The 20,341-nt window shown below is 72.8% G+C and carries 16 protein-coding genes; 10 read left to right on the top strand and 6 right to left on the bottom strand.

Features of this window, described 5'->3' with window-relative positions; all coding sequences use genetic code 11:
- Both M4J07_RS23505 and M4J07_RS23500 read left to right on the top strand, forming a co-directional pair.
- Positions 1-1,041: sensor histidine kinase (locus M4J07_RS23505; protein ID WP_308284769.1), on the top strand; the 1,041-nt coding region annotated here is incomplete at its 5' end.
- The gene (locus M4J07_RS23500; RefSeq protein ID WP_255974954.1) at positions 1,038-1,715 is read left to right on the top strand and encodes a response regulator; all 678 of its coding nucleotides are present in this window, start codon (positions 1,038-1,040) and stop codon (positions 1,713-1,715) included. The genes M4J07_RS23505 and M4J07_RS23500, both read left to right, overlap by 4 nt.
- A 75-nt stretch (positions 1,716-1,790) precedes the next feature.
- Here the strand turns inward: M4J07_RS23500 and aspS are convergent, their stop codons facing one another.
- Complete coding sequence (gene aspS / locus M4J07_RS23495) at positions 1,791-3,557, bottom strand: aspartate--tRNA ligase (RefSeq protein ID WP_255974953.1); 1,767 nt, start codon at positions 3,555-3,557, stop codon at positions 1,791-1,793.
- A 136-nt stretch (positions 3,558-3,693) separates the two neighbouring features.
- On the opposite strand from aspS, the gene M4J07_RS23490 reads away from it, so the two are divergent.
- Positions 3,694-5,871, top strand: a complete 2,178-nt coding sequence (locus M4J07_RS23490; protein WP_255974952.1) for an ATP-binding SpoIIE family protein phosphatase — start codon at positions 3,694-3,696, stop codon at positions 5,869-5,871.
- Here M4J07_RS23490 and M4J07_RS23485 read toward each other — a convergent pair.
- From M4J07_RS23485 to M4J07_RS23475, 3 genes are all read right to left on the bottom strand, one after another.
- Positions 5,790-6,899 carry an AI-2E family transporter gene (locus M4J07_RS23485; protein WP_255974951.1) on the bottom strand — a complete coding sequence of 370 codons (1,110 nt, stop codon included), beginning with the start codon at positions 6,897-6,899 and terminating at the stop codon, positions 5,790-5,792. The two genes, M4J07_RS23490 and M4J07_RS23485, sit on opposite strands and share 82 nt — an antisense overlap.
- Positions 6,900-7,048: 149 nt before the next feature.
- Entirely contained in the window at positions 7,049-8,014 is a 966-nt protein-coding gene (locus tag M4J07_RS23480; protein WP_255974950.1) for a pirin family protein, read from the bottom strand.
- A gap of 133 nt (positions 8,015-8,147) precedes the next feature.
- Positions 8,148-8,612 carry an SseB family protein gene (locus M4J07_RS23475; protein ID WP_255974949.1) on the bottom strand — a complete coding sequence of 155 codons (465 nt, stop codon included), beginning with the start codon at positions 8,610-8,612 and terminating at the stop codon, positions 8,148-8,150.
- 160 nt (positions 8,613-8,772) lie between these two features.
- Here M4J07_RS23475 and M4J07_RS23470 point away from each other — a divergent pair, with 160 nt between their 5' ends.
- From M4J07_RS23470 to M4J07_RS23445, 6 genes are all read left to right on the top strand, one after another.
- Positions 8,773-9,579 (top strand): alpha/beta fold hydrolase, encoded by an 807-nt coding sequence (locus M4J07_RS23470; protein WP_255974948.1) that lies wholly within the window; start codon positions 8,773-8,775, stop codon positions 9,577-9,579.
- Positions 9,580-9,752: 173 nt separating this feature from the next.
- Positions 9,753-11,591: an acyl-CoA dehydrogenase gene (locus tag M4J07_RS23465; protein WP_255974947.1), complete on the top strand. Its 1,839-nt coding sequence runs from the start codon at positions 9,753-9,755 to the stop codon at positions 11,589-11,591.
- A gap of 236 nt (positions 11,592-11,827) precedes the next feature.
- Positions 11,828-13,126 carry a M18 family aminopeptidase gene (locus M4J07_RS23460; protein ID WP_255974946.1) on the top strand — a complete coding sequence of 433 codons (1,299 nt, stop codon included), beginning with the start codon at positions 11,828-11,830 and terminating at the stop codon, positions 13,124-13,126.
- Positions 13,127-13,220: 94 nt separating this feature from the next.
- Positions 13,221-13,442 carry a DUF6458 family protein gene (locus M4J07_RS23455; RefSeq protein WP_255974945.1) on the top strand — a complete coding sequence of 74 codons (222 nt, stop codon included), beginning with the start codon at positions 13,221-13,223 and terminating at the stop codon, positions 13,440-13,442.
- 106 nt (positions 13,443-13,548) lie between these two features.
- Positions 13,549-16,248 (top strand): AfsR/SARP family transcriptional regulator, encoded by a 2,700-nt coding sequence (locus tag M4J07_RS23450; protein ID WP_255974944.1) that lies wholly within the window; start codon positions 13,549-13,551, stop codon positions 16,246-16,248.
- Between the two features lie 93 nt (positions 16,249-16,341).
- A complete protein-coding gene (locus M4J07_RS23445; protein WP_255974943.1) occupies positions 16,342-17,052 on the top strand; it encodes a DUF4232 domain-containing protein in 711 nt (236 codons plus the stop codon).
- Between the two features lie 9 nt (positions 17,053-17,061).
- Here M4J07_RS23445 and M4J07_RS23440 read toward each other — a convergent pair whose 3' ends face one another.
- Positions 17,062-18,864 carry an NHL domain-containing thioredoxin family protein gene (locus M4J07_RS23440; RefSeq protein WP_255974942.1) on the bottom strand — a complete coding sequence of 601 codons (1,803 nt, stop codon included), beginning with the start codon at positions 18,862-18,864 and terminating at the stop codon, positions 17,062-17,064.
- A gap of 3 nt (positions 18,865-18,867) precedes the next feature.
- Entirely contained in the window at positions 18,868-19,257 is a 390-nt protein-coding gene (locus M4J07_RS23435) for a cupin domain-containing protein (protein ID WP_255974941.1), read from the bottom strand.
- 51 nt (positions 19,258-19,308) lie between these two features.
- On the opposite strand from M4J07_RS23435, the gene M4J07_RS23430 reads away from it, so the two are divergent.
- Positions 19,309-20,316: a helix-turn-helix domain-containing protein gene (locus M4J07_RS23430; protein ID WP_255974940.1), complete on the top strand. Its 1,008-nt coding sequence runs from the start codon at positions 19,309-19,311 to the stop codon at positions 20,314-20,316.
- The last annotated feature ends 25 nt before the right edge of the window (positions 20,317-20,341 follow it).

Below are 20,341 nucleotides of genomic sequence, written 5' to 3'. Positions count from 1 at the left end.
CTCGCCGGCCTCCTCGCCCTCACGCTGGCCGCCACCGTCCCGCTCGCCTTCGTCCGCGTCCAGCCCCTGCTCACCGCCCTCGCCCTCACCACGGCCACCCTCCTCGCCCCGCTCGTCTACCACCGCACCCTGTACACCGCGCTGGTGACCACGGGCATCGCGCTGTTCGTCGTGGGGCTGCGGCACCCGGCCCGTACGGCCGTCCTGTTCGCGGTCCCGTACGTCGCCTTCGCCCTGGTCTCGGCCGAGGACGTGCGGGCGTACGGCATGGTCCTGCTCACGATCGCCGCGGCGGCGCTCGGCGCGGGCTCCGCCCGGCGGGCGAACACGGAGGCGGCCGACCGCACCGCCGCCGACCACAGCTACGCGGACACGGCGCTCGCCCACGCGGCCCTCGGCGAACGGGCCCGCATCGCCCGGGAGTTGCACGACATCGTCGCCCACCACGTCTCGACGATCTCCGTCCAGGCGGAGACGGCCCGGTACACCACGCCCGGCCTGTCCGCGGAGGGCGCCGCGACGTTCCTGGCGATCGGCGACACGGCCCGCCTCGCGCTCACCGAGATGCGCCGCCTGCTCGGCGTGCTGCGCGAGGACCTGCCGGCGCACACGCCCGCCGCCCGCGCCCCGCAGCCCGGCCTCGCCCAGCTCGTCGCGCTGGTCGACGAGGCCCGCGAGACCTCCGGCGGCGCAGTCCGCCTCCTCGTCCGCGGCCGCGTCACCCCGCTCGACCCCGGTCTGGAACTGACCGCGTACCGCATCGTCCAGGAAGCCCTGACGAACACCCGCCGCCACGCGCCCGGCGTGGCCGTCGACGTCGAACTCGACTACAGGGAGACCGAGTTGAGACTCCGCATCCGAGACTGCGGCCCCGGCGCCGCCACCGGGAGACCGGGCGGGACGAGCGGCCACGGGCTGCTCGGCATGCGCGAACGCACCGCGATGGCGGGCGGCACCCTGGCCGCGGGCCCCGGCCCGGCCGGCGGCTTCGTGGTCGAGGCGACCCTGCCCCTCCCGACAGCGCAGGGCACCGCGCCGTGACCCGGATCGTCGTCGCCGACGACCAGGACGTCGTACGGGCCGGGTTCAGCGCCCTGCTCGCCACCCAGCCCGACTTCACGGTCACGGGCAGCGCCGCGAGCGGGGCGGAGGCGATCCGGGTGTGCCGCGAGAGCCGGCCCGACCTGGTCCTGATGGACGTCCGGATGCCCGGCATGGACGGCATCGAGGCCACCCGGCGGCTCACCCGCGACGCGACGGCGCCGCGCGTCGTGATGCTGACGACGTTCGACCTCGACGAGTACGTGTACGACGCGCTCGCCGCGGGTGCCAGCGGCTTCCTGCTCAAGGACATGCCCGCGGAGCGGCTCTTCGAGGCGGTCCGTGTCGTCGCCGCGGGCGAGGCGCTGCTGGCGCCCACGGTCACCCGCCGGCTGATCGCCGAGTTCACCCGGCTGCGCCCGCGGGCCCTGCCCGAACAGGCCCACCGCATCGACGCGTTGACCCCGCGCGAACGCGAGGTGCTGCGGCTGATCGCCGAAGGGCTGTCCAACCAGGAGATCGCCCGGCGTCTGGTCGTCGGCGCGGAGACGGTGAAGACCCACGTCAGCCGGGTCCTGACCAAACTCGGCGTCCGGGACCGCGCCCAGGCGGTGGTCGCGGCGTACGAGTCGGGCCTGGTGGTGCCCCGGTCCGGTGAGGGCCGCACCCCGTGACGGAAGAAGGCAGAAGGCAGAAGGCCCCGCTTCCGGCGTACCGGAAGCGGGGCCCACACGCGGCGGCTTCGGCCGCTACTTCTTCTCCACCGGCTTGCGCAGCTGGATGTTGAGCTCGCGCAGCCGCGTCTCGTCCAGCTCGGTGGGGGCGCCCATCATCAGGTCCTGCGCGTTGCCGTTCAGCGGGAACGAGATGGTCTCCCGGATGTTCGGCTCGTCGGCGAGGAGCATGACGATGCGGTCGACGCCCGGGGCGATCCCGCCGTGCGGCGGGGCGCCGAAGCGGAACGCGCGGAGCATGCCCGCGAACTCGGCCTCGACCGTCTCGGCCGCGTAGCCCGCGATCTCGAAGGCCTTGAGCATGATGTCGGGCTCGTGGTTCCGGATGGCGCCGGAGGACAGCTCGATGCCGTTGCAGACGATGTCGTACTGCCAGGCCAGGATGTCCAGCGGGTCCTTCTCCTCCAGGTCCTGCATGCCGCCCTGCGGCATGGAGAACGGGTTGTGGGAGAAGTCGATCTTGCCGGTCTCCTCGTCCTTCTCGTACATCGGGAAGTCGACGATCCAGCAGAACCGGAAGACGCCCTCTTCGAAGTGGCCGGCGCGCTTGGCGGCCTCGACGCGGACGGCGCCCATGATCTTGGAGACCTCGTCGAACTCGCCCGCGCCGAAGAACACGGCGTGACCGGCCTTGAGGCCGAGGCGCTCGGTGAGGACCTTGACGTTCTCCTCGGTGAGGAACTTGGCGATCGGGCCGGCGAAGGCACCGTCCTCGCCGACGCGGATCCAGGCCAGGCCCTTGGCGCCCTGCTCGACCGCGTAGTCACCGAGACCGTCGAAGAACTTGCGGGACTGCGACGCGGTGTCCGGCACCGGCAGCGCGCGCACGTGCTTGCCGGCGAACGCCTTGAACTCCGAGCCCTCGAACACGTCGGTGATGTCGACGAGCTCCAGCTGGGCCCGCAGGTCGGGCTTGTCGTTGCCGTACTTCAGCATCGACTCGCGGAACGGGATGCGCGGGAACGGGGAGGTGACCTCGCGGCCGCCGCCGAACTCCGTGAAGATCTCCGTCATGAGCTTCTCGATGGGCTGGAAGACGTCTTCCTGCTCCACGAAGCTCATCTCGACGTCGAGCTGGTAGAACTCGCCCGGCGAGCGGTCCGCGCGCGCGTCCTCGTCGCGGAAGCACGGCGCGATCTGGAAGTAGCGGTCGAAGCCCGAGATCATCAGCAGCTGCTTGAACTGCTGCGGGGCCTGCGGCAGCGCGTAGAACTTGCCGGGGTTCAGACGGGACGGGACGACGAAGTCACGCGCGCCCTCGGGGGAGGTGGCGGCGAGGATCGGCGTCGCCATCTCGTTGAAGCCGAGCGCGACCATCTTCGAGCGGATCGAGGCGATGACCGCGCTGCGCAGCATGATGTTCTTGTGCATGCGCTCGCGCCGCAGGTCGAGGAAGCGGTACTCCAGGCGCCGCTCCTCGTTCACGCCATCGTCCGCGTTGATCGTGAAGGGGATCTGCTGGGCCGCGCCGAGCACCTCGACCTCGGCGGCCTCGATCTCGATCTCGCCGGTGGGCAGCTCGCCGTTGACGTTGTCCGCGCCGCGGGAGACGACCTTGCCGTCCACGCGGACGACGGTCTCCTTGGTCAGCTTGTCGAGGACCTCGGCGGCCTTCGTGCCCGGGCGGGCGACGAGCTGCGTGATGCCGTAGTGGTCACGCAGATCGATGAAGAGGATGCCGCCCAGGTCTCGGCGATTGTGCAGCCAGCCGCTCAGTCGGACGTCGGTGCCGACGTCAGAGGCGCGGAGCTCGCCGCAGGTGTGGGACCTGTACCGATGCATCGTCGTTCATCCAGCCTTTGCGCTTGGGGTTCCCGGGGAGACAACCCGGATCTCCCCAAGGGTACCGGCCGCCTCAAGATCGCTCCGCGAATAGTCTCGGTGGCCGTTTGCGATCTCCTCTTCCTACAGTGGGGCCATGCGCACTGGTGAGCCCCTCCCTCCGGTGGAGGACGTCCTCGCCGCTCTCGCGACCGGCCTGTGGCGCTGGGACAACCGGGCGGGCCTCGTCACGTTCGACGTGGAGGCCGCCCGGCTCATCGGCATGCCCTCGCCGGACGGGAAGCCGGTCACCCTGACGGAGGCCGGGGTCAGGTCCCGATTCCACCCGGTCGACTGGAACGAGATCGACGGCATCGTGCAGCTCGCCGTCGCCGAGGGCACCGTCGCCGAGGCCCGGCTGCGCATCATGGACGAGCAGGGCCACGTCATCCGTACCGTGCGCAGCCGCTCCAAGCCGTTCGTGCACGGTGACGCCCCGGGCTCGTACGAGCTGATCGGCACGCTCCAGGAAGTGACCGAGCCGCCGCCCGAGGCCGCGTCCCGCACCCCGGTGACCGGCGACTGGCGGCGCTCGCGCGAGGCGTTCCTGCTGGACGCGGGCCGGGCGCTCGCGGAGGCCGGGTCGACGGCCGAGGTGCTGCGGGTCGCGGCGGGTCTGTCGATGCCGGGGTTCTCGCCGAGCGGGCTCGCGGTGTTCGGGGTGGCGGGCGACCGGCTCACCGTGATCGGGCACCACGGGCAGCAGGACGGGGACGAGGGCCCCTTCACGGACATGGACCTGGCCACGGACTATCCGGCGGCCGAGGTCGTGCGCCACGGCCGGGCCGTGTACCTGTCGTCGCCGGAGGAGTACCGGAACCGCTATCCGGCGGCCTGGCCGCTGGCCGCGCGGTTCGACCGGCAGTCGTGGGCGTTCCTGCCGCTGGTCGTCGCGGGCCGCACCATCGGCGCGTGGATGGCGGGCTTCGACTACCGGGTGTCGTTCACCCCGGACGAGCGCTCGGTCCTCACCACGGTCGCCCGGATGCTGGCGCAGGCCCTCTCGCGGGCCGTGGTCGCCGAGTCCGAGCGGGAGCTGACCGACGGCCTGCAGAAGTCGATGCTGCCGACGCTCGGCCCGCAGATCCCCGGCATGGCCATCGCGGCCCGCTACGTGCCGACCGGCGGCGGACTCCAGGTCGGCGGCGACTGGTACGACATGATCCCGCTGCCCAGCGGCCGGATCGCGCTCGTCATCGGTGACGTCCAGGGCCACGACGTGCGGGCGGCGGGCCTGATGGGGCAGCTCCGCATCGCCCTGCGCGCGTACGCCTCGGAGGGCCACCGCCCCGACGCGGTGCTCTCCCGCGCCTCCCGCTTCCTGCACGGCATCGGCGACACCGCCCGCGACACCGACCCGGCGGACCCGCGCTTCGCGACCTGCCTGTACGTGGAGGCCGACCCGGCCACCGGAATCCTGGAGATGGCCCGCGCGGGCCACCCCGACCCCGCGATACGCATGGCCGACGGCACGGTCCTGATGCGGCCGACCGCCGGCGGCCTCCCCCTCGGCATCGACCCCGACGCGGACTATCCGACGACCCGGCTCGTCCTGGAACCCGGCGAGACGCTGCTGCTGTGCACGGACGGACTGATCGAGACCGGCGGGCACGACCTGGACACCGGCTGGGCCCGGGTCCGTACGACGCTGGAGTCGGCCGCCGCCGAGAAGCTGGAGGAGCTGGCCGACGCCCTCGTCCAGGCGGTGCACGGCCCCTCCTCGCACCACACCACGGGCCCCCTCGCGGATCGCAGGGAGGACGACATAGCGCTGCTCCTGCTGCGCCGGACGACCCCGGCGACCGTGCCGCTCACGGCGCGGCGCACCGCGATGACCATCGCGCAGGCCGAGCCCGAGCGGATCGCGGCCGCCCGTCAGCAGCTGCGGGAGCTGCTGCACGACTGGGCCGACGAGGACCAGGTCGACTCGGCGGTGCTGCTGATCTCGGAGATGGTCACGAACGTCCTGGTGCACACCGACGGCGACGCCCTGATGGTCGCCGAGGTGACCGGCGGCGGCGAGGGCCCGCGCAGGATGCGCGTGGAGGTCGCGGACGCCTCGGACGACCTGCCGCACAAGCGCAGACCGGGCGAGCTCGCGTCGTCCGGGCGGGGCCTGGTCCTCATGGAGCTCCTCGCCCAGCGGTGGGGCGTGGACCCCAGGGGCGAGGGCAAGAGCATCTGGTTCGAGCTCTACGAGCCCTCGGACAGCCCGGACGACCCGGAGGCCGGTGCCGGTCCTGTTTCACGTGAAACGGCGCCCCCGGGCCCGTAGCGCTCCCGCAGTTCGCTGACGACGCCGAACGCGGCCGCCGTCAGCGGCACCGCGAGCAGCATGCCGAGGATCCCGGCGACGGAGGCGCCCGCGGTGATGGCGAGCAGCACCACCGCCGGGTGCATCTGCACGGTCCGGGACTGGATCATCGGCTGCAGCACGTGCCCTTCGAGCACCTGCACCGCGAGCACCACGCCCAGCGCCCAGAGGGCGATGATGAACCCCCGGTCGGCGAGCGCGACCAGGATGGCGACGGCGCCGGAGATGAAGGCGCCGAGGTAGGGGATGTAGGCGCCGACGAAGACCAGGGCCGCGAGGCCGACCGCGCCGGGCACCTGGAGGATGAGCAGCCCGATACCGATGCAGGTGGCGTCGATGAGGGCGATGATCGTGGTGCCGCGCATGAAGCCCGAGATCGCCGCGAAGGCCCGCCGGGCGATGGCTTCCAGGACCTCGCCGCCGTCCCCCGGGACGGCCTGGCGCAGCGCCTGGCGGAACCGCCCGGCGTCCCGCAGGAAGAAGAAGCAGAGCAGCAGCGCGAGCACCGCCATGGCGGCGATCTCCCCGGCGACGCTGAGGCCGCTGATCACGCCGGACGCGGCGTCGCCGCCGTACTTCTTGAGCAGGTCCTGGGCGTTGTCGGCGAGGTGGTCGAGGTCGAGCGCGCCGGTGCCGAACTTCTCGGACAGGTCCTGGGCGGCCTGCTTCACGGAGGCCACGATCTGGTCCCCGGTGTCGATCAGGGCCTTGACCACGATGTATCCGGCGCCGCCGACGACGACGAGGATCAGCGCGCAGGTGAGCCCGGACGCGAGGGACTGCTGCACCTTGGCCCGGCGCAGCGCCAGGTAGACGGGTCGCAGGAGCGCGGTGCCGAGCAGGGCGAGCAGCACCGGCACGACGGCCGTCTTGAGCTCGACGCACACCCAGATCCCGACCCAGGCCACTCCGGTGACGAGCAGTGCGACGGCGCACCACGCGGCGACGCGACGGGCGGGGTCGGGGAGGAGCTGTTTACCGGTCTGCACCCGGCCAGTCGACCATGCCCGTCAAGCGGGCACCCCCCGAGGGGGTACGGGAGGGTGACGGGAAGTCAGCTGCCCGGCGGGCGGCCGGACATGGTGACGGCCCGCCGGGTGCAGAGTCGGCGGGCCGTCACGATCGGTGCGCACACGGCTTACGTGTGCGGCAGGCGCTCCACGGAGGGGATGACGCCCAGGCGGCCGGCCTGGAAGTCGTCGAAGGCCTGCTGGAGTTCGGCCTTGGTGTTCATCACGAAGGGGCCGTAGTGGGCCATGGGCTCACGGATCGGCTGTCCGCCGAGGATGACCACTTCCAGGTCCGGGGTGTTCGAGTCCTGCGACTCGTCGGCCCGCACGGTCAGGGACGAGCCGGCGCCGAAGACGGCGGTCTGCCCCATGTGGACGGGACGCCGGTCGGCGCCCACGGTGCCGCGGCCGGCGAGCACGTACACGAGGCCGTTGTAGTCCTCGCGCCAGGGCAGCGTCGCCTCGGCACCGGGGCGGACGGTGGCGTGCACCATCGTGATCGGCGTGTGCGTGATGCCGGGGCCCTCGTGGCCGTCGAACTCACCGGCGATGACGCGGAGCAGCGCGCCGCCGTCCTCGGTGGTGAGCAGCTTGACCTGGCCACCGCGGATGTCCTGGTAGCGCGGGTCCTGCATCTTGTCCTTGGCCGGCAGGTTCACCCACAGCTGCAGGCCGTGGAAGAGGCCGCCGGACATGACGAGCGACTCCGGCGGCGCCTCGATGTGCAGCAGGCCGGAGCCCGCCGTCATCCACTGGGTGTCGCCGTTGGTGATCGTGCCGCCGCCACCGTTCGAGTCCTGGTGGATGAAGGTCCCGTCGATGATGTACGTGACGGTCTCGAAACCGCGGTGCGGGTGCCAGGGCGTGCCCTTGGGCTCTCCCGGCGCGTACTCCACCTCGCCCATCTGGTCCATCATGATGAACGGGTCGAGGTACTTGTAGTTGATTCCGGCGAACGCGCGGCGCACCGGGAAGCCTTCCCCCTCGAAGCCGCTGGGCGCGGTCGTCACGGCCAGCACGGGGCGGGCCACGGCGTCCGCCGGCGCGGCCACACGGGGCAGGGTCAGCGGGTTCTCGACGGTCACAGCGGGCATTTGGGGGACCTCCTAGCGTCCTCGTGTCTCCACTTTAGTTGAACGATGAACTTCTCGCCACCCGGAACGCGGAACGCCCGGAGGGAATTCCCTCCGGGCGTCGTGGGGTGGCTCCGCTACGAGGAGCAGGGGCTCAGCCGTACATGCGGCGCATGGCGAAGTCGACCATCTGCTCGACCGCCTTCGCGTCGAAGACCATCCGGTGCTCGCCCTCCATGTCGAGGACAAAGCCGTACCCGGTGGGCAGCAGGTCGATCACCTCGGCACCGGTGATCACGAAGTACTTGGACTCCTTGCCCGCGTACCGGCGCAGCTCCTTGAGCGTGGTGAACATCGGGATCACCGGCTGCTGGGTGTTGTGCAGCGCGAGGAATCCCGGGTTGTCGCCGCGCGGGCAGTAGACCTTCGACGAGGCGAAGATCTGCTGGAAGTCCTCGGCGGACATCGAGCCCGTGGTGAACGCCCGCACCGCGTCGGCCAGGGACGGGGGCGACGGCTCCGGGTACAGCGGCGCCTGCTGCCCGTACCCGCCCTGCTGCGGCGGGGCGTACTGCTGCCCGGCAGTCGTGCTCCCTGCGTGCTGGTCATAGCCGTACATGGGGGCAAGCGTACCGAGACCCGGCCGGGGCGTGGGGCCGGGCCGGATTTCTGTATCAAGCACTAGAGAAATAGGGGCGGATACTGCTACGGTTTTTCTGTAGCCAGCGATACAGAAAGGGTGCGGGCCGCGGCGCGCGCACCGAGGGGGAGGAACGGCCATGACCGGTACGCCACTTGACGCCACCACCACGACGCGGCCCTTCGCGCGCACCGTGCGCGGATCGGGCCCCGGCCTGCTCGTCGCGCACGGGGCGGGCGGTTCGGTCGAGGCCAATTACGGCCCGGTGATGGCGGCCCTGGCCGCCGCGCACACGGTCGTCGGCATCGACTACCCCGGCACGGGAGCGACCCCGCGCGCCGCCGCCCCGCTGGAGCTGGACGAGCTGGCGGACCAGCTGGTGGCCGCGGCCGACGCGGAGGGGCTCGACCGGTTCGCCGTGTCGGGGTACTCGCTGGGCGGCGCCGTGGCGATCCGGATCGCCGCGCGGCACCCCGACCGCGTGACGGCCCTGCTCCTGACGGCCTCCTTCGCGCACGCCGACCACGACCTGCGCCTCGGCGCCGAGCTGTGGCGCGCCCTCGCCGAGTCGGGCGACCGGGAGACCCTGGCCCGGTTCGTCGTGCCGCGCGCCCTGCGCGAGGCAGCCCTGCGCTCCCTGTCCGGCGAGGCGCTGGCGGCCCTGCTCGCCGAGGTCGGGGCGACGGCACCGCCCGGCACGGCGGACCAGGTCGACCTGGTCACCCGGGTGGACGTCCGGGCCGACCTCCCGCTGATCAAGGCCCCCACACTGGTGGTGACGGCGACGGGCGACCGCCTGGTGCCGCCGGCCCTCCACCGGGCCCTGGCCGGGGCGATCCCCGGCGCCCGGTCGGCGGAGATACCGACGGGCCACCTCCCGTTCGCCGAACTGCCGCAGGAGTGGGCCGCGTTGATGACGGAGTTCTTGCGCGACACAAGGGTGTGAGGGGACCGTGGGGCCTCGGACCCGCGGTGACCTCCGCCCACCCGGACCGCAGCGTTCGTCACAGTTGACCCGATGGGGTTGATTCTTATTACCGGCGGGTAGCATCCTGGTGGTTACTAGTTAGTACGCGTACGAGGACGATCCCCCTCCCAAGCCATTACGGAGCCGTCGCCATGGGGCACTACAAGTCGAATCTCCGCGACATCGAGTTCAACCTCTTCGAGGTGCTCGGCCGCGACAAGCTGTACGGCACCGGCCCGTTCGGGGAGATGGACGTCGACACCGCCAAGAGCATCCTCGACGAGGTCGCCCGCCTCGCGGAGAACGATCTGGCGGAGTCCTTCACGGACGCCGACCGCAACCCGCCGGTCTTCGACCCGGAGACGAACACGGCGCCGGTCCCGGCGTCGTTCAAGAAGTCCTACAAGGCCTTCATGGACTCCGAGTACTGGCGTCTGGGCCTGCCCGAGGAGATCGGCGGCACCACCGCGCCGCGCTCCCTGATCTGGGCGCACGCCGAGCTGATCCTGGGCGCCAACCCCGCGATCTGGATGTACTCGTCCGGTCCCGCGTTCGCCGGCATCCTCTTCGAGGAGGGCACCGAGGCGCAGAAGAAGGTCGCCGAGATCGCCGTCGAGAAGCAGTGGGGCTCGACGATGGTGCTGACCGAGCCGGACGCCGGTTCGGACGTCGGCGCGGGCCGCGCGAAGGCCGTGCAGCAGGCGGACGGCTCCTGGCACATCGAGGGCGTGAAGCGGTTCATCACGTCCGGTGAGCACGACATGTCGGAGAACATCCTCCACTACGTGCTGGCCCGCCCCGAGGGCCACGGCCCCGGCACGAAGGGCCTCTCCCTCTTCCTCGTCCCGAAGTTCGAGTTCGACTGGGAGACCGGCGAGCTGGGCGAGCGCAACGGCGTGTACGCGACGAACGTCGAGCACAAGATGGGCCTCAAGGCGTCCAACACGTGCGAGATGACGTTCGGCGACCAGCACCCCGCCAAGGGCTGGCTGATCGGCGACAAGCACGAGGGCATCCGCCAGATGTTCCGCATCATCGAGTTCGCCCGCATGATGGTCGGCACGAAGGCGATCTCGACGCTGTCGACGGGTTACCTGAACGCCCTGGAGTACGCCAAGGAGCGCGTCCAGGGTCCCGACCTGGCCCAGTTCATGGACAAGGCGGCCCCCAAGGTCACCATCACGCACCACCCGGACGTGCGCCGCTCGCTGCTCACGCAGAAGGCGTACGCGGAGGGCATGCGCTCCCTCGTGCTGTACACGGCCTCCGTCCAGGACTCGATCCAGGTCAAGGAAGCCGCGGGCGAGGACGCGAGCGCCGAGCACGCGCTGAACGACCTGCTCCTCCCGATCGTCAAGGGCTACGGCTCCGAGAAGGGCTACGAGCAGCTCGCCCAGTCGCTGCAGACGTTCGGCGGCTCCGGCTTCCTGCAGGAGTACCCGATCGAGCAGTACATCCGTGACTCCAAGATCGACACGCTCTACGAGGGCACCACGGCGATCCAGGGCCAGGACTTCTTCTTCCGCAAGATCGTCCGCAACCAGGGCGCCGCGCTGAACGGGCTGGCGGAGGAGATCAAGAAGTTCCTCGCGGTCGAGACCGGCGGCGAGGAGCTGGCCGGCGCCCGCGAGTCCCTCGCCCGTGCCGCCGGTGAGCTGGAGGCCATCGTCGGCGTCATGCTGACGGACCTGGCCGCCACGGAGCAGGACCCCAAGAACATCTACAAGGTGGGTCTGAACACGACCCGGCTGCTGATGGCCTCCGGTGACGTGGTCGTCGGCTACCTCCTCCTGAAGGGCGCCTCCGTCGCCGCGGAGCGCCTGGCGGACGGCTCCGCCGGCAAGGACGCGTCGTTCTACCAGGGCAAGGTCGCCGCGGCGAAGTTCTTCGCGGCGAACGTCCTGCCGGGTGTCACGGGTGCGCGGAAGCTGGCGCAGGGCACGAGTGAGACCGGGCTTGACGTCATGACGCTGGACGAGTCGGCGTTCTAGCGTTCTGACCTCCGGCGACCCGGTGGTTTCCCGAGGCCCGTCGTCCCGTCACGGGACGACGGGCCTCGTCGTGTGCGACTGCTTTCGTCTGCGGGTGCGTGGAGGCCGGTCGCGCTCCGCGGCGGAGCCCCACCGGCCCGGCAGCCCGCGACGAAACACCGACCCGGCAGACGGGGCTGTGCCGACCAGCCCCCACGCCCCCGCACCCGCCCACCCACAGGGCCTACCCTGGCCGCATGCGCACTCCCTCCGGCCCCTTCGACCGCGGCCACACCGACGACCTGATGACCTTCCTCGCCGCGAGCCCCACGCCGTACCACGCCGTGGCCACCGTGGCCGCACGCCTGGAGAAGGCGGGCTTCCGGCAGGTCGCGGAGACGGACGCCTGGGACGGTGAGGCGGGCGGGAAGTACGTCACGCGGGGCGGCGCGATCATCGCCTGGTACGTGCCGGAGGGCGCCGCGGCGCACACCCCGTTCCGGATCGTCGGCGGCCACACCGACTCCCCGAACCTGCGCGTGAAGCCGCAGCCCGACATGGGCAGCCAGGGCTGGCGGCAGGTGGCCGTCGAGATCTACGGCGGCCCGCTGCTCAACTCCTGGCTCGACCGCGACCTCGGCCTCGCCGGACGGATCTCGCTGCGCGACGGCACCGAGCGCCTCGTCGACATCGACCGCCCGCTGCTGCGCGTGCCGCAGCTCGCCGTCCACCTGGACCGCTCCGTCACCACGGAGGGCCTCAAGCTGGACAAGCAGCGCCACATGCAGCCCATCTGGGGTCTGGGCAACGACGTCCACGAGGGCGATCTGCTCGGCTTCCTGGAGGACGAGCACGGGCTCGCCCGCGGCAGCATCACCGGCTGGGACCTGATGACGTACGCCGTCGAGGCCCCCTCGTACCTGGGCCGCGACAAGGAGCTGGTCGCCGGGCCGCGCATGGACAACCTGCTGTCCGTGCACGCCTGCACCGCCGCGCTCACCGAGGTCACCAAGCGGGAGTCGCTGCCGTACATCCCGGTCCTCGCCGCCTTCGACCACGAGGAGAACGGGTCGCAGTCCGACACCGGCGCGGACGGCCCGCTGCTCGGCGGCGTGCTGGAGCGTTCGGTGTTCGCGCGCGGCGGCTCGTACGAGGACAAGGCGCGGGCCTTCGCCGGGACCGTGTGCCTGTCGTCGGACACCGGGCACGCCGTGCACCCGAACTACTCCGAGCGCCACGACCCCACCCACCACCCGCGGGCCAACGGCGGTCCGATCCTCAAGGTGAACGTCAACAACCGCTACGCGACGGACGGTTCGGGCCGGGCCGTGTTCGCGGCGGCGTGCGAGAAGGCGGGCGTGCCGTTCCAGTCGTTCGTGTCGAACAACGCGATGCCGTGCGGGACGACGATCGGCCCGATCACGGCGGCCCGGCACGGCATCAAGACCGTCGACATCGGCACGGCGATCCTGTCCATGCACAGCGTCCGCGAACTGTGCGGCGCCGACGACCCGTACCTGCTGGCGAACGCGCTGACCGCGTTCCTGGAGGGCTGACGGCGGAGCCGGCTCCGGTGTGAGTGAGGGCGAGGGGTTCGGGGGTACCCGGGCCCCTCAGCCATATCCGCACACACCTCAGGAGGCGGGCCTCATGAGCATGGGGGGTTGCATCATCCTGGTCGCCGTCGGGGCGATCCTCGCGTTCGCGACCGACTGGCACATGAAGGGCGTCGACCTCGATCTGGTCGGCTGGATCCTGATGATCGTCGGGCTGATCGGGGTCTTCGTGTTCCGCAGCGTCGGACGGCGCCGGGCCGTCGCGCCACCGGCCCGCACGACCGTCATCGAGGACGAGCGGGACCGCCGCCTGTAGGTCCCCGGCGGGACCGTTCCGGGCGGCCGGATCCGTACTTGCCGGTAGCTCCCGCCCCGTACCCTGATCACATCGGTTTTCGGGGCATATGAGGGGGAGCACGGTCGTGGAGTTCCGGCTGCTCGGCACGGTCGGCGTCGCGACGGAGAGCGGTGAGCTCCCGCTCGGGCCCGCCAAGCGCCGCAGCCTGCTCGCGGCGCTGCTGCTGCGCCCCAACACGGCTGTCCCGCTGGGCCAGTTGATCGACGCCCTGTGGCCGGAGGGACCGCCCGCGCGGGCCAGGACCGTGGCACAGGGGCACGTGTCGCGGCTGCGGGCGCTGCTCGCGCAGGGCGGCGCCGACGAGTGGGGCGTCCGGCTCGTGACGCGCGGCGACGCGTACGTCCTGGAGATGCCCGAGTCGCTCCTGGACGCGCACCGGTTCGAGGAGCTGGTCCGGCTCGCCCACGACCAGCGCTCCCCCGACGACGCGGCCGCCCTGCTGCGCGAGGCGCTCGCGCTGTGGCGGGGACCCGCGCTCGTCGGGGCCGCCACGGCCGGTCCGCTGCGGGTCGCGGCCGACGGCCTGGAGGAGGCCAGGCTCGCCGCGGTGGAGCAACTGGCGCGTACATACGGTGAGTTCGGGGACCACGGGCGGGCCGCGTCCGTGCTGCACGCGGAGGCCGTCGCCCACCCCATGCGGGAGTCGCTGGCCGCCGCCCTGATGCGGGCGCTGTACCGCTCGGGCCGGCAGTCCGACGCCATCGACCAGTACCACCGCACCCGCACCCTGCTCGCCGACGAACTGGGCGTCGACCCGGGCACCGCGCTGCGCGAGGCGTACGCGGAGATCCTCGCGGGCGACGGCGTCCCGAGGTCCGGCGCGGCCGCGGAGCCGGTCGCCGGGCCGGTCGCGGCGGAGCCCGTCGCGGCCGGGCCCGATCTGCTGCCCCGGCCCCCGCGCGGCTTCGTCGGCCGGGACCGGGAGCTGGCCGCGATCGGCGAGGCCGCGCGGCGCGAGCACGCCGTCGTCGTCATCACCGGCCCCGCCGGAGCGGGCAAGACGGCCGCGGCCCTGCACTGGGCGCACGCCGCGCGCAGCGGCTACGACGGCGTCCTCTTCGCCGATCTGCGCGGTTTCAGCGACGACGGCGAGAGCGGCCCCGAGCCCGCCGACGTGCTCCGCGAGTTCCTGCTCGCGCTCGGCGTCCCCGCCCGCGAACTCCCGGACACCCCGGGCGCGTTGGCGGCCGCGTACCGCACGCGCACCGAGCACCGCCGCCACCTCGTGGTCCTCGACAACGCCCGCACCGCGGCCCAGGTCCGCCCGCTGCTGCCCGCCGGGCCCGGCAGCGCCGCCCTGGTCACCTCGCGGCTGCGGCTCGACGGGCTCGCGGTCAGCGAGCTGGCCCGCACCGTCGGCGTCGACGTCCTCGACGGCGCCGCGTCCGCGGCGCTGCTCGCCGCCGCGACCGGCGCCGACGCCCGGTTCACCGCCGAACCGGCGGCCGCCGTGCGGCTCGCCGAGCTGTGCGCGGGGCTGCCGCTCGCGCTGCGCGTCGTGGCGGCCCGGGTGAACGCGCGGCCGCAGTGGCCGCTGTCCGCGTTCGCCGACGAACTGGCCGACGAACAGCGCCGGCTGGCGCTCCTCGACGTCGACGACACGGGCGTCGCGGCGGCCCTCAGGCTCACCCTGTGCGCCCTGCCCGACGACGCCCGGCTGCTGTTCGAGCGGCTCGGCGCGCTGCCGGGGCCCGACGTCGACCGGTATGCGGCCGCCGCCCTCGCCGCCACGTCCCCCGCCGACGCCGCCGCGGCGCTGTCCCGGCTCGCGGACGCCCATCTGCTGACCGAGCCGGTCCCCGGCCGGTTCGCCATGCACGACCTGGTGCGGCTGTACGCGCGGGAGGCCGGGCGGGACGGCGAGCCCGAGCCCCTGGTCCGGCTGCTCGACCACTACGTCCGCACCGCGCTGCGCGCGGCGGGCACCGCCGAACCCGACGACCGGCCCTGCTGCGTGCTGCCCGCCGACGTCCGCGCCGACCACGGCGGGCCGCCGCTGCCGGGCCGTGCCGCGGCGCTCGCCTGGTACGCGGCGCAGCGCGAGAACCTCGCGGCGGCCGCCGGCGCCGCGCACGCCGCGGGTCTGGACGACCGGGCCTGGCGGCTCGTCGTGCTGCAGTGGCCGTACATCGTCGGGTACGTGCGCGACGACTGGGTCCCCCTGCTGGCCACGGGGCTCGCCGCCGCGGTCCGGCTCGGCGACCCGGACGCCGAGTCGCGGGTGCGGGCGCTGTACGGCTGGGTGCTCACCGAGGAGGGGCGGCTCGTCCAGGCCCTGGAGCACCTGGAGCGCGCCCCCGGCCTCGCGGCCCGCGCGGGCGACCCGTCCAGCGAGGCCACCGCCCTGGTCAATCTCGCCGTCGCGCTCGACCGCAGCGGCCGGCCCGGCGCCGAGGCCCTCGCCCATGTCGTGCGCGCCGCCGAACTGGCCCGTTCCTGCGGCGACGTCCTCACCGAGCTGCTCGCCCTGGAGCACCGCGCCCGTCAGCTGCTGGCCCGCGCCGACCACGAGGCGGTGCTCGACTGCACGGAGCGCGGCCTCACCGTGCCCGGCGCCGCCGACGAGGGCCTCGCCCCGCTGCGGCAGATCCTGCTGCGCGTCTCGCGGGGCGCCGCCCTGCACGCCCTGGGCCGCCCGGCGGAGGCCGCCGACTGTCTGCGCGCGGCCCGCGACGATGCCGCCGAACGGGGCTTCGAGAAGGGCGTACGGGAGGCGAAAGCCCAGCTCAAGCGGGTCGGAAGCGAAACGGCGACGGGGCGTTAGCGCGGGAGCGACAGGACGGCGACGGGACCGGGCACTGTAGTGATCACAAGGGCCGCCGGACCGGGCGGGCCGCCGCTACGGGGGAGTACCACCATGACCCGCACCATCGCCCGCACGACCGTCCTCGCCGCCGCCGCCGCGGTGCTCGGCCTCAGCCTCACCGCCTGCTCGGGCGGCGACAGCGGCACCAAGGACGAGGGCGCGGCCGCCCCGGCCGCCGCCACGACGAGCACCGGTACGAACACCGGCACGGGCGACGACAAGGGCGCCACCAGCACCACCGGCACCGGCGCGTCGAAGTCCTCCGGCGCGGCGCAGGCCGGCGCCGCGAAGACCGGCGGCACCGCGAAGAGCGGCGGCACGACGGCCAAGAACGCCCCCGAGTGCAAGGTCGGCTCGCTCACCTACTCGCTCAAGCGCAAGAACCCCGAGCAGCAGGGCGACCACCTGCTGATCACCGCGGTCAACACGTCGGGCGCGGCCTGCACCGTGCAGAAGTTCCCGGTGGTCACGCCGGGCGAGGCCAACGGCGACGTGCCGGTGGCCAAGGACGACGTGCGCCCCGCGCAGCCGCTGCTCGTCCCGGCGGGCGGCACGGTCTACTCGGCGCTCGCCGTCTACCAGGAGACGAAGGCCGAGGACGACTACTTCACGTCGATCCGGCTCTCGCTCGTCATGAACGACTCCGACGCCTCGGCCGCGTCGGTCACGCTGAAGACGCCCGGCGAGGTCGAGTACGCGGGCAAGCGGGCCGACGGCATCGAGGTGCTGTCCTGGAACCCGCGGATGCCGTACGCCGGTTGATCCCGCTTCTCAGGAGTCCATCCCGGCGAGCACCAGCGGCAGCCGGTCCGCCCCGCCCTCGGCGACGCGGACCGGGACGCCCCAGTCCTGCTGGTGGACGTGGCACGCCGGGTACTCGTTGGCAAGGTCGTCGTCGCAGGACGCGGCCATCGCCGAGACATGCAGCACGCCCTCCGGCACGGCCGGGTTCAGGACCAGCTCACGGGCGAGTTCGGTGCCCGCGCCGTCACCGGCGGCCAGCAGCTCGGGCGGCGTCGCCGAGACGAGCAGCCGGGTCGAGGGCCCGTAGCGGGTGTCGAGCTTCTGCCCGGCCGGCGCCTGGAAGATGACGTCGAGCCGGAGCTTGCCACCCGCGACCTCGGTCGCGGAGCGCTGCGTGCGGTGGGCGACGGACTCGACGCGGACGGCCTCCTCGGGCAGCCGCAGCCGGGTCAGCCGGTGCCGCGCGGACTCCACGACGACGATGTCGTCGCCGATGACGACGGCGTCGCTGGGCTCGCGCAGATCGGTGGCGAGCGTGGTGACCTGGCCGGTCGCGGGGTCGAAGCGGCGCAGCGCGTGGTTGTACGTGTCCGCGACGGCGACCGAGCCGTCGGGCAGCGCGGTGACGCCCAGCGGGTGCTGGAAGAGGGCCTGGCCGGCGTCCCCGTCGCGGTGGCCGAAGTCGAAGAGGCCGGTGCCGACGGCGGTGTGGACGGTCCCGTCCCGGTCCACCCAGCGCAGGGCGGACGTCTCGGAGTCCGCCAGCCACAGGCGGTCCTCCGTCGCGGCGAGCCCGGACGGCTGCGCGAACCAGGCCTCGGCGCCGGGGCCGTCGACGAGGCCCTCGTTCGTGGTGCCGGCCGCGACGGCGACGGTGCCCGCCGCCGGGTCGTACGTCCACAGCTGGTGGACGCCCGCCATGGCGATCCACACCTTGCCGTCGAAGACGGCGACGTCCCACGGCGAGGAGAGGTCGACGTCGAGCGCGGGGCCGCTGGTCGGGGAGCCCTGCCACCACTGCTTGCCGGTGCCGGCGAGGGTGCGGACGGCCCCGCTCGCCAGGTCGACGGCGCGCAGCGCGTGGTTCACGGTGTCGGCGACGACGACGGTGTGCTCGTCGAGGAGGGCGAGGCCCTGCGGCTCGTTGAAGGAGTCGGGGCCGAAGCCGCGCTCGCCGTTGCCGATCCGTCGCACGACGCTCTCGCCGTCCGCCGCCAGCTCCACGAGCTGGTGCCGGGTCGTGTCGCTGACCAGGAAGTTCCCCGAGGGCAGCAGCAGCGCCTTGCCGGGGAAGCGCAGGTCGGTGGCGACCGGCTCGGGCGCGACGTACGGGCCGTCGCCGCGGCGCAGCGTGCCCTTCGCGTCGTGCTCGGCCTCCAGCTCCTCGACCAGCTTGGCGATGGCGTGCGCGTGGCCTTCACCGGCGTGCTGCGCGACGACGTACCCCTCGGGGTCGATCACGACGAGCGTGGGCCAGGCGCGGACCGCGTACTGCTTCCAGGTGGCGAGCTCCGGGTCGTCGAGGACCGGGTGCTCCACCCCGTACCGCTCGACGGCGTCCACGACCGCCGCGTGCTCGGCCTCGTGCACGAACTTCGGCGAATGCACGCCGATGATCACGACGGTGTCCCGGTGCTGCTCCTCCAGCTCGCGCAGCTCGTCGAGGACGTGCAGGCAGTTGATGCAGCAGAACGTCCAGAAATCCAGGATGACGATGCGTCCACGCAGGTCGGCAAGGGTGTACTCCTTGCCGCCCGTGTTCAGCCAGCCGCCTTTGCCGACCAGTTCGGGGGCGCGGACACGGGCACGGCGGGGAGCGGAGTCGTTCATGATTCAAGAGTGCCACGCGTGTCCGGTCGTCGAGTCCACGTGGTCCGGTACGGGGTCGTGGGCGTCGCCCGTGGAGGACGTGCCGGTCGGCTCCAGGACGAGGATCGCGGTGCCGGGAGCCGCGTGGGGCTTGTGCCAGGTGCCGCGGGGGACGGTGAAGACGGAGCCCTTCTCCAGGACCACGGCGCGTTCGCCCGCCGCCTCCCGCAGGCCGATCGTCAGCTCGCCCTCGACCACGAGGAAGAACTCGTCGGTGTCCTCGTGCACGTGCCAGACGTGCTCGCCCTCGGCCTTGGCGAGGCGGACGTCGTAGTCGTTGACCGTCGTGACGATGCGGGGGCTCCACAGGTCGTCGAAGGTGGTGAGGGCCTTGGGCAGGGAGACAGGTTCCATGCCGTCATCCTGCGGCTGCCGCGCGGCCCCGACGAGTGCTAGAAATCGCATATGCCGCAAGGATCCTCGCACCGCCCGCATCGGCCGCACCGGGTCGTCGTCCTCGTCGACGACGGCGTGAACCCCTTCGAGGTCGGCGTCGCCACGGAGGTGTTCGGGCTGCCCCGGCCCGAGCTGGACCGGGACGGCCCGCTGTACGAGCTGACGCTGTGCGCCCCGGCCGCCGGGATCCGCATGAACCAGGGTTTCTTCACGCTGTCCGGGGCGGCGGGCCTGGAGGCGTGCGACACGGCCGACACCCTGATCGTGCCGGGGCGCCCCGACAACGTGGTGCCGCGCACCGGCCCCGTCCTCGACGCCGTCCGCGCCGCCCACGCCCGCGGCGCCCGCATCGCGAGCTTCTGCACCGGCGCCTTCGCGCTGGCCGAGGCCGGGCTGCTCGACGGGCGGCGGGCCACCACGCACTGGCGCTGGGCCGCCGAGTTCCGCGCGCTGCACCCGAGGGTGCTGCTCGAACCGGATGTCCTGTACGTCGACGAGGGCGACGTCCTGACCGCCGCGGGCAGCGCCGCCGCGCTCGACCTGAGCCTGTACTTGGTACGCCGCGACCACGGCGCCGAGATCGTCAACGCGGTGTCCCGGCGGCTCGTCTTCGCTGCCCACCGGGACGGCGGGCAGCGGCAGTTCGTGGAGCGGCCCGTGCCCGAGGTGCCGGACGCCTCGCTCGCGCCGGTGCTCGCCTGGGCGCAGCAGCGGCTCGACGGGCCGATCACGGTCGCCGACCTGGCCGCCCGCGCCGCCGTCAGCCCGGCCACGCTGCACCGCAGGTTCCGCGCCGAGCTGGGGACGACGCCGCTGGCCTGGCTGCTCGGGGAGCGGGTGGCGCTGGCGTGCCGGCTGATCGAGCGCGGCGAGGAGCGGCTCGACGTGGTGGCGCACCGCAGTGGGCTCGGCAGCGCCGCCAATCTGCGGGCGCGGCTGAAGCGGGAGACGGGGCTGAGCCCGTCGGCGTACCGCAGGAGGTTCGGCACGGCGGTCGCACCCGGCAAACACTCCTAATTGCCCTAGTGCAAAAAGGAGTTGA

Source organism: Streptomyces longispororuber (genome assembly GCF_024448165.1).
Taxonomy (GTDB): Bacteria; Actinomycetota; Actinomycetes; order Streptomycetales; family Streptomycetaceae; genus Streptomyces; species Streptomyces longispororuber_A.
The sequence above is the reverse complement of the archived record's forward strand: the minus strand, read 5'-3'. Positions and strand labels throughout refer to the sequence as shown.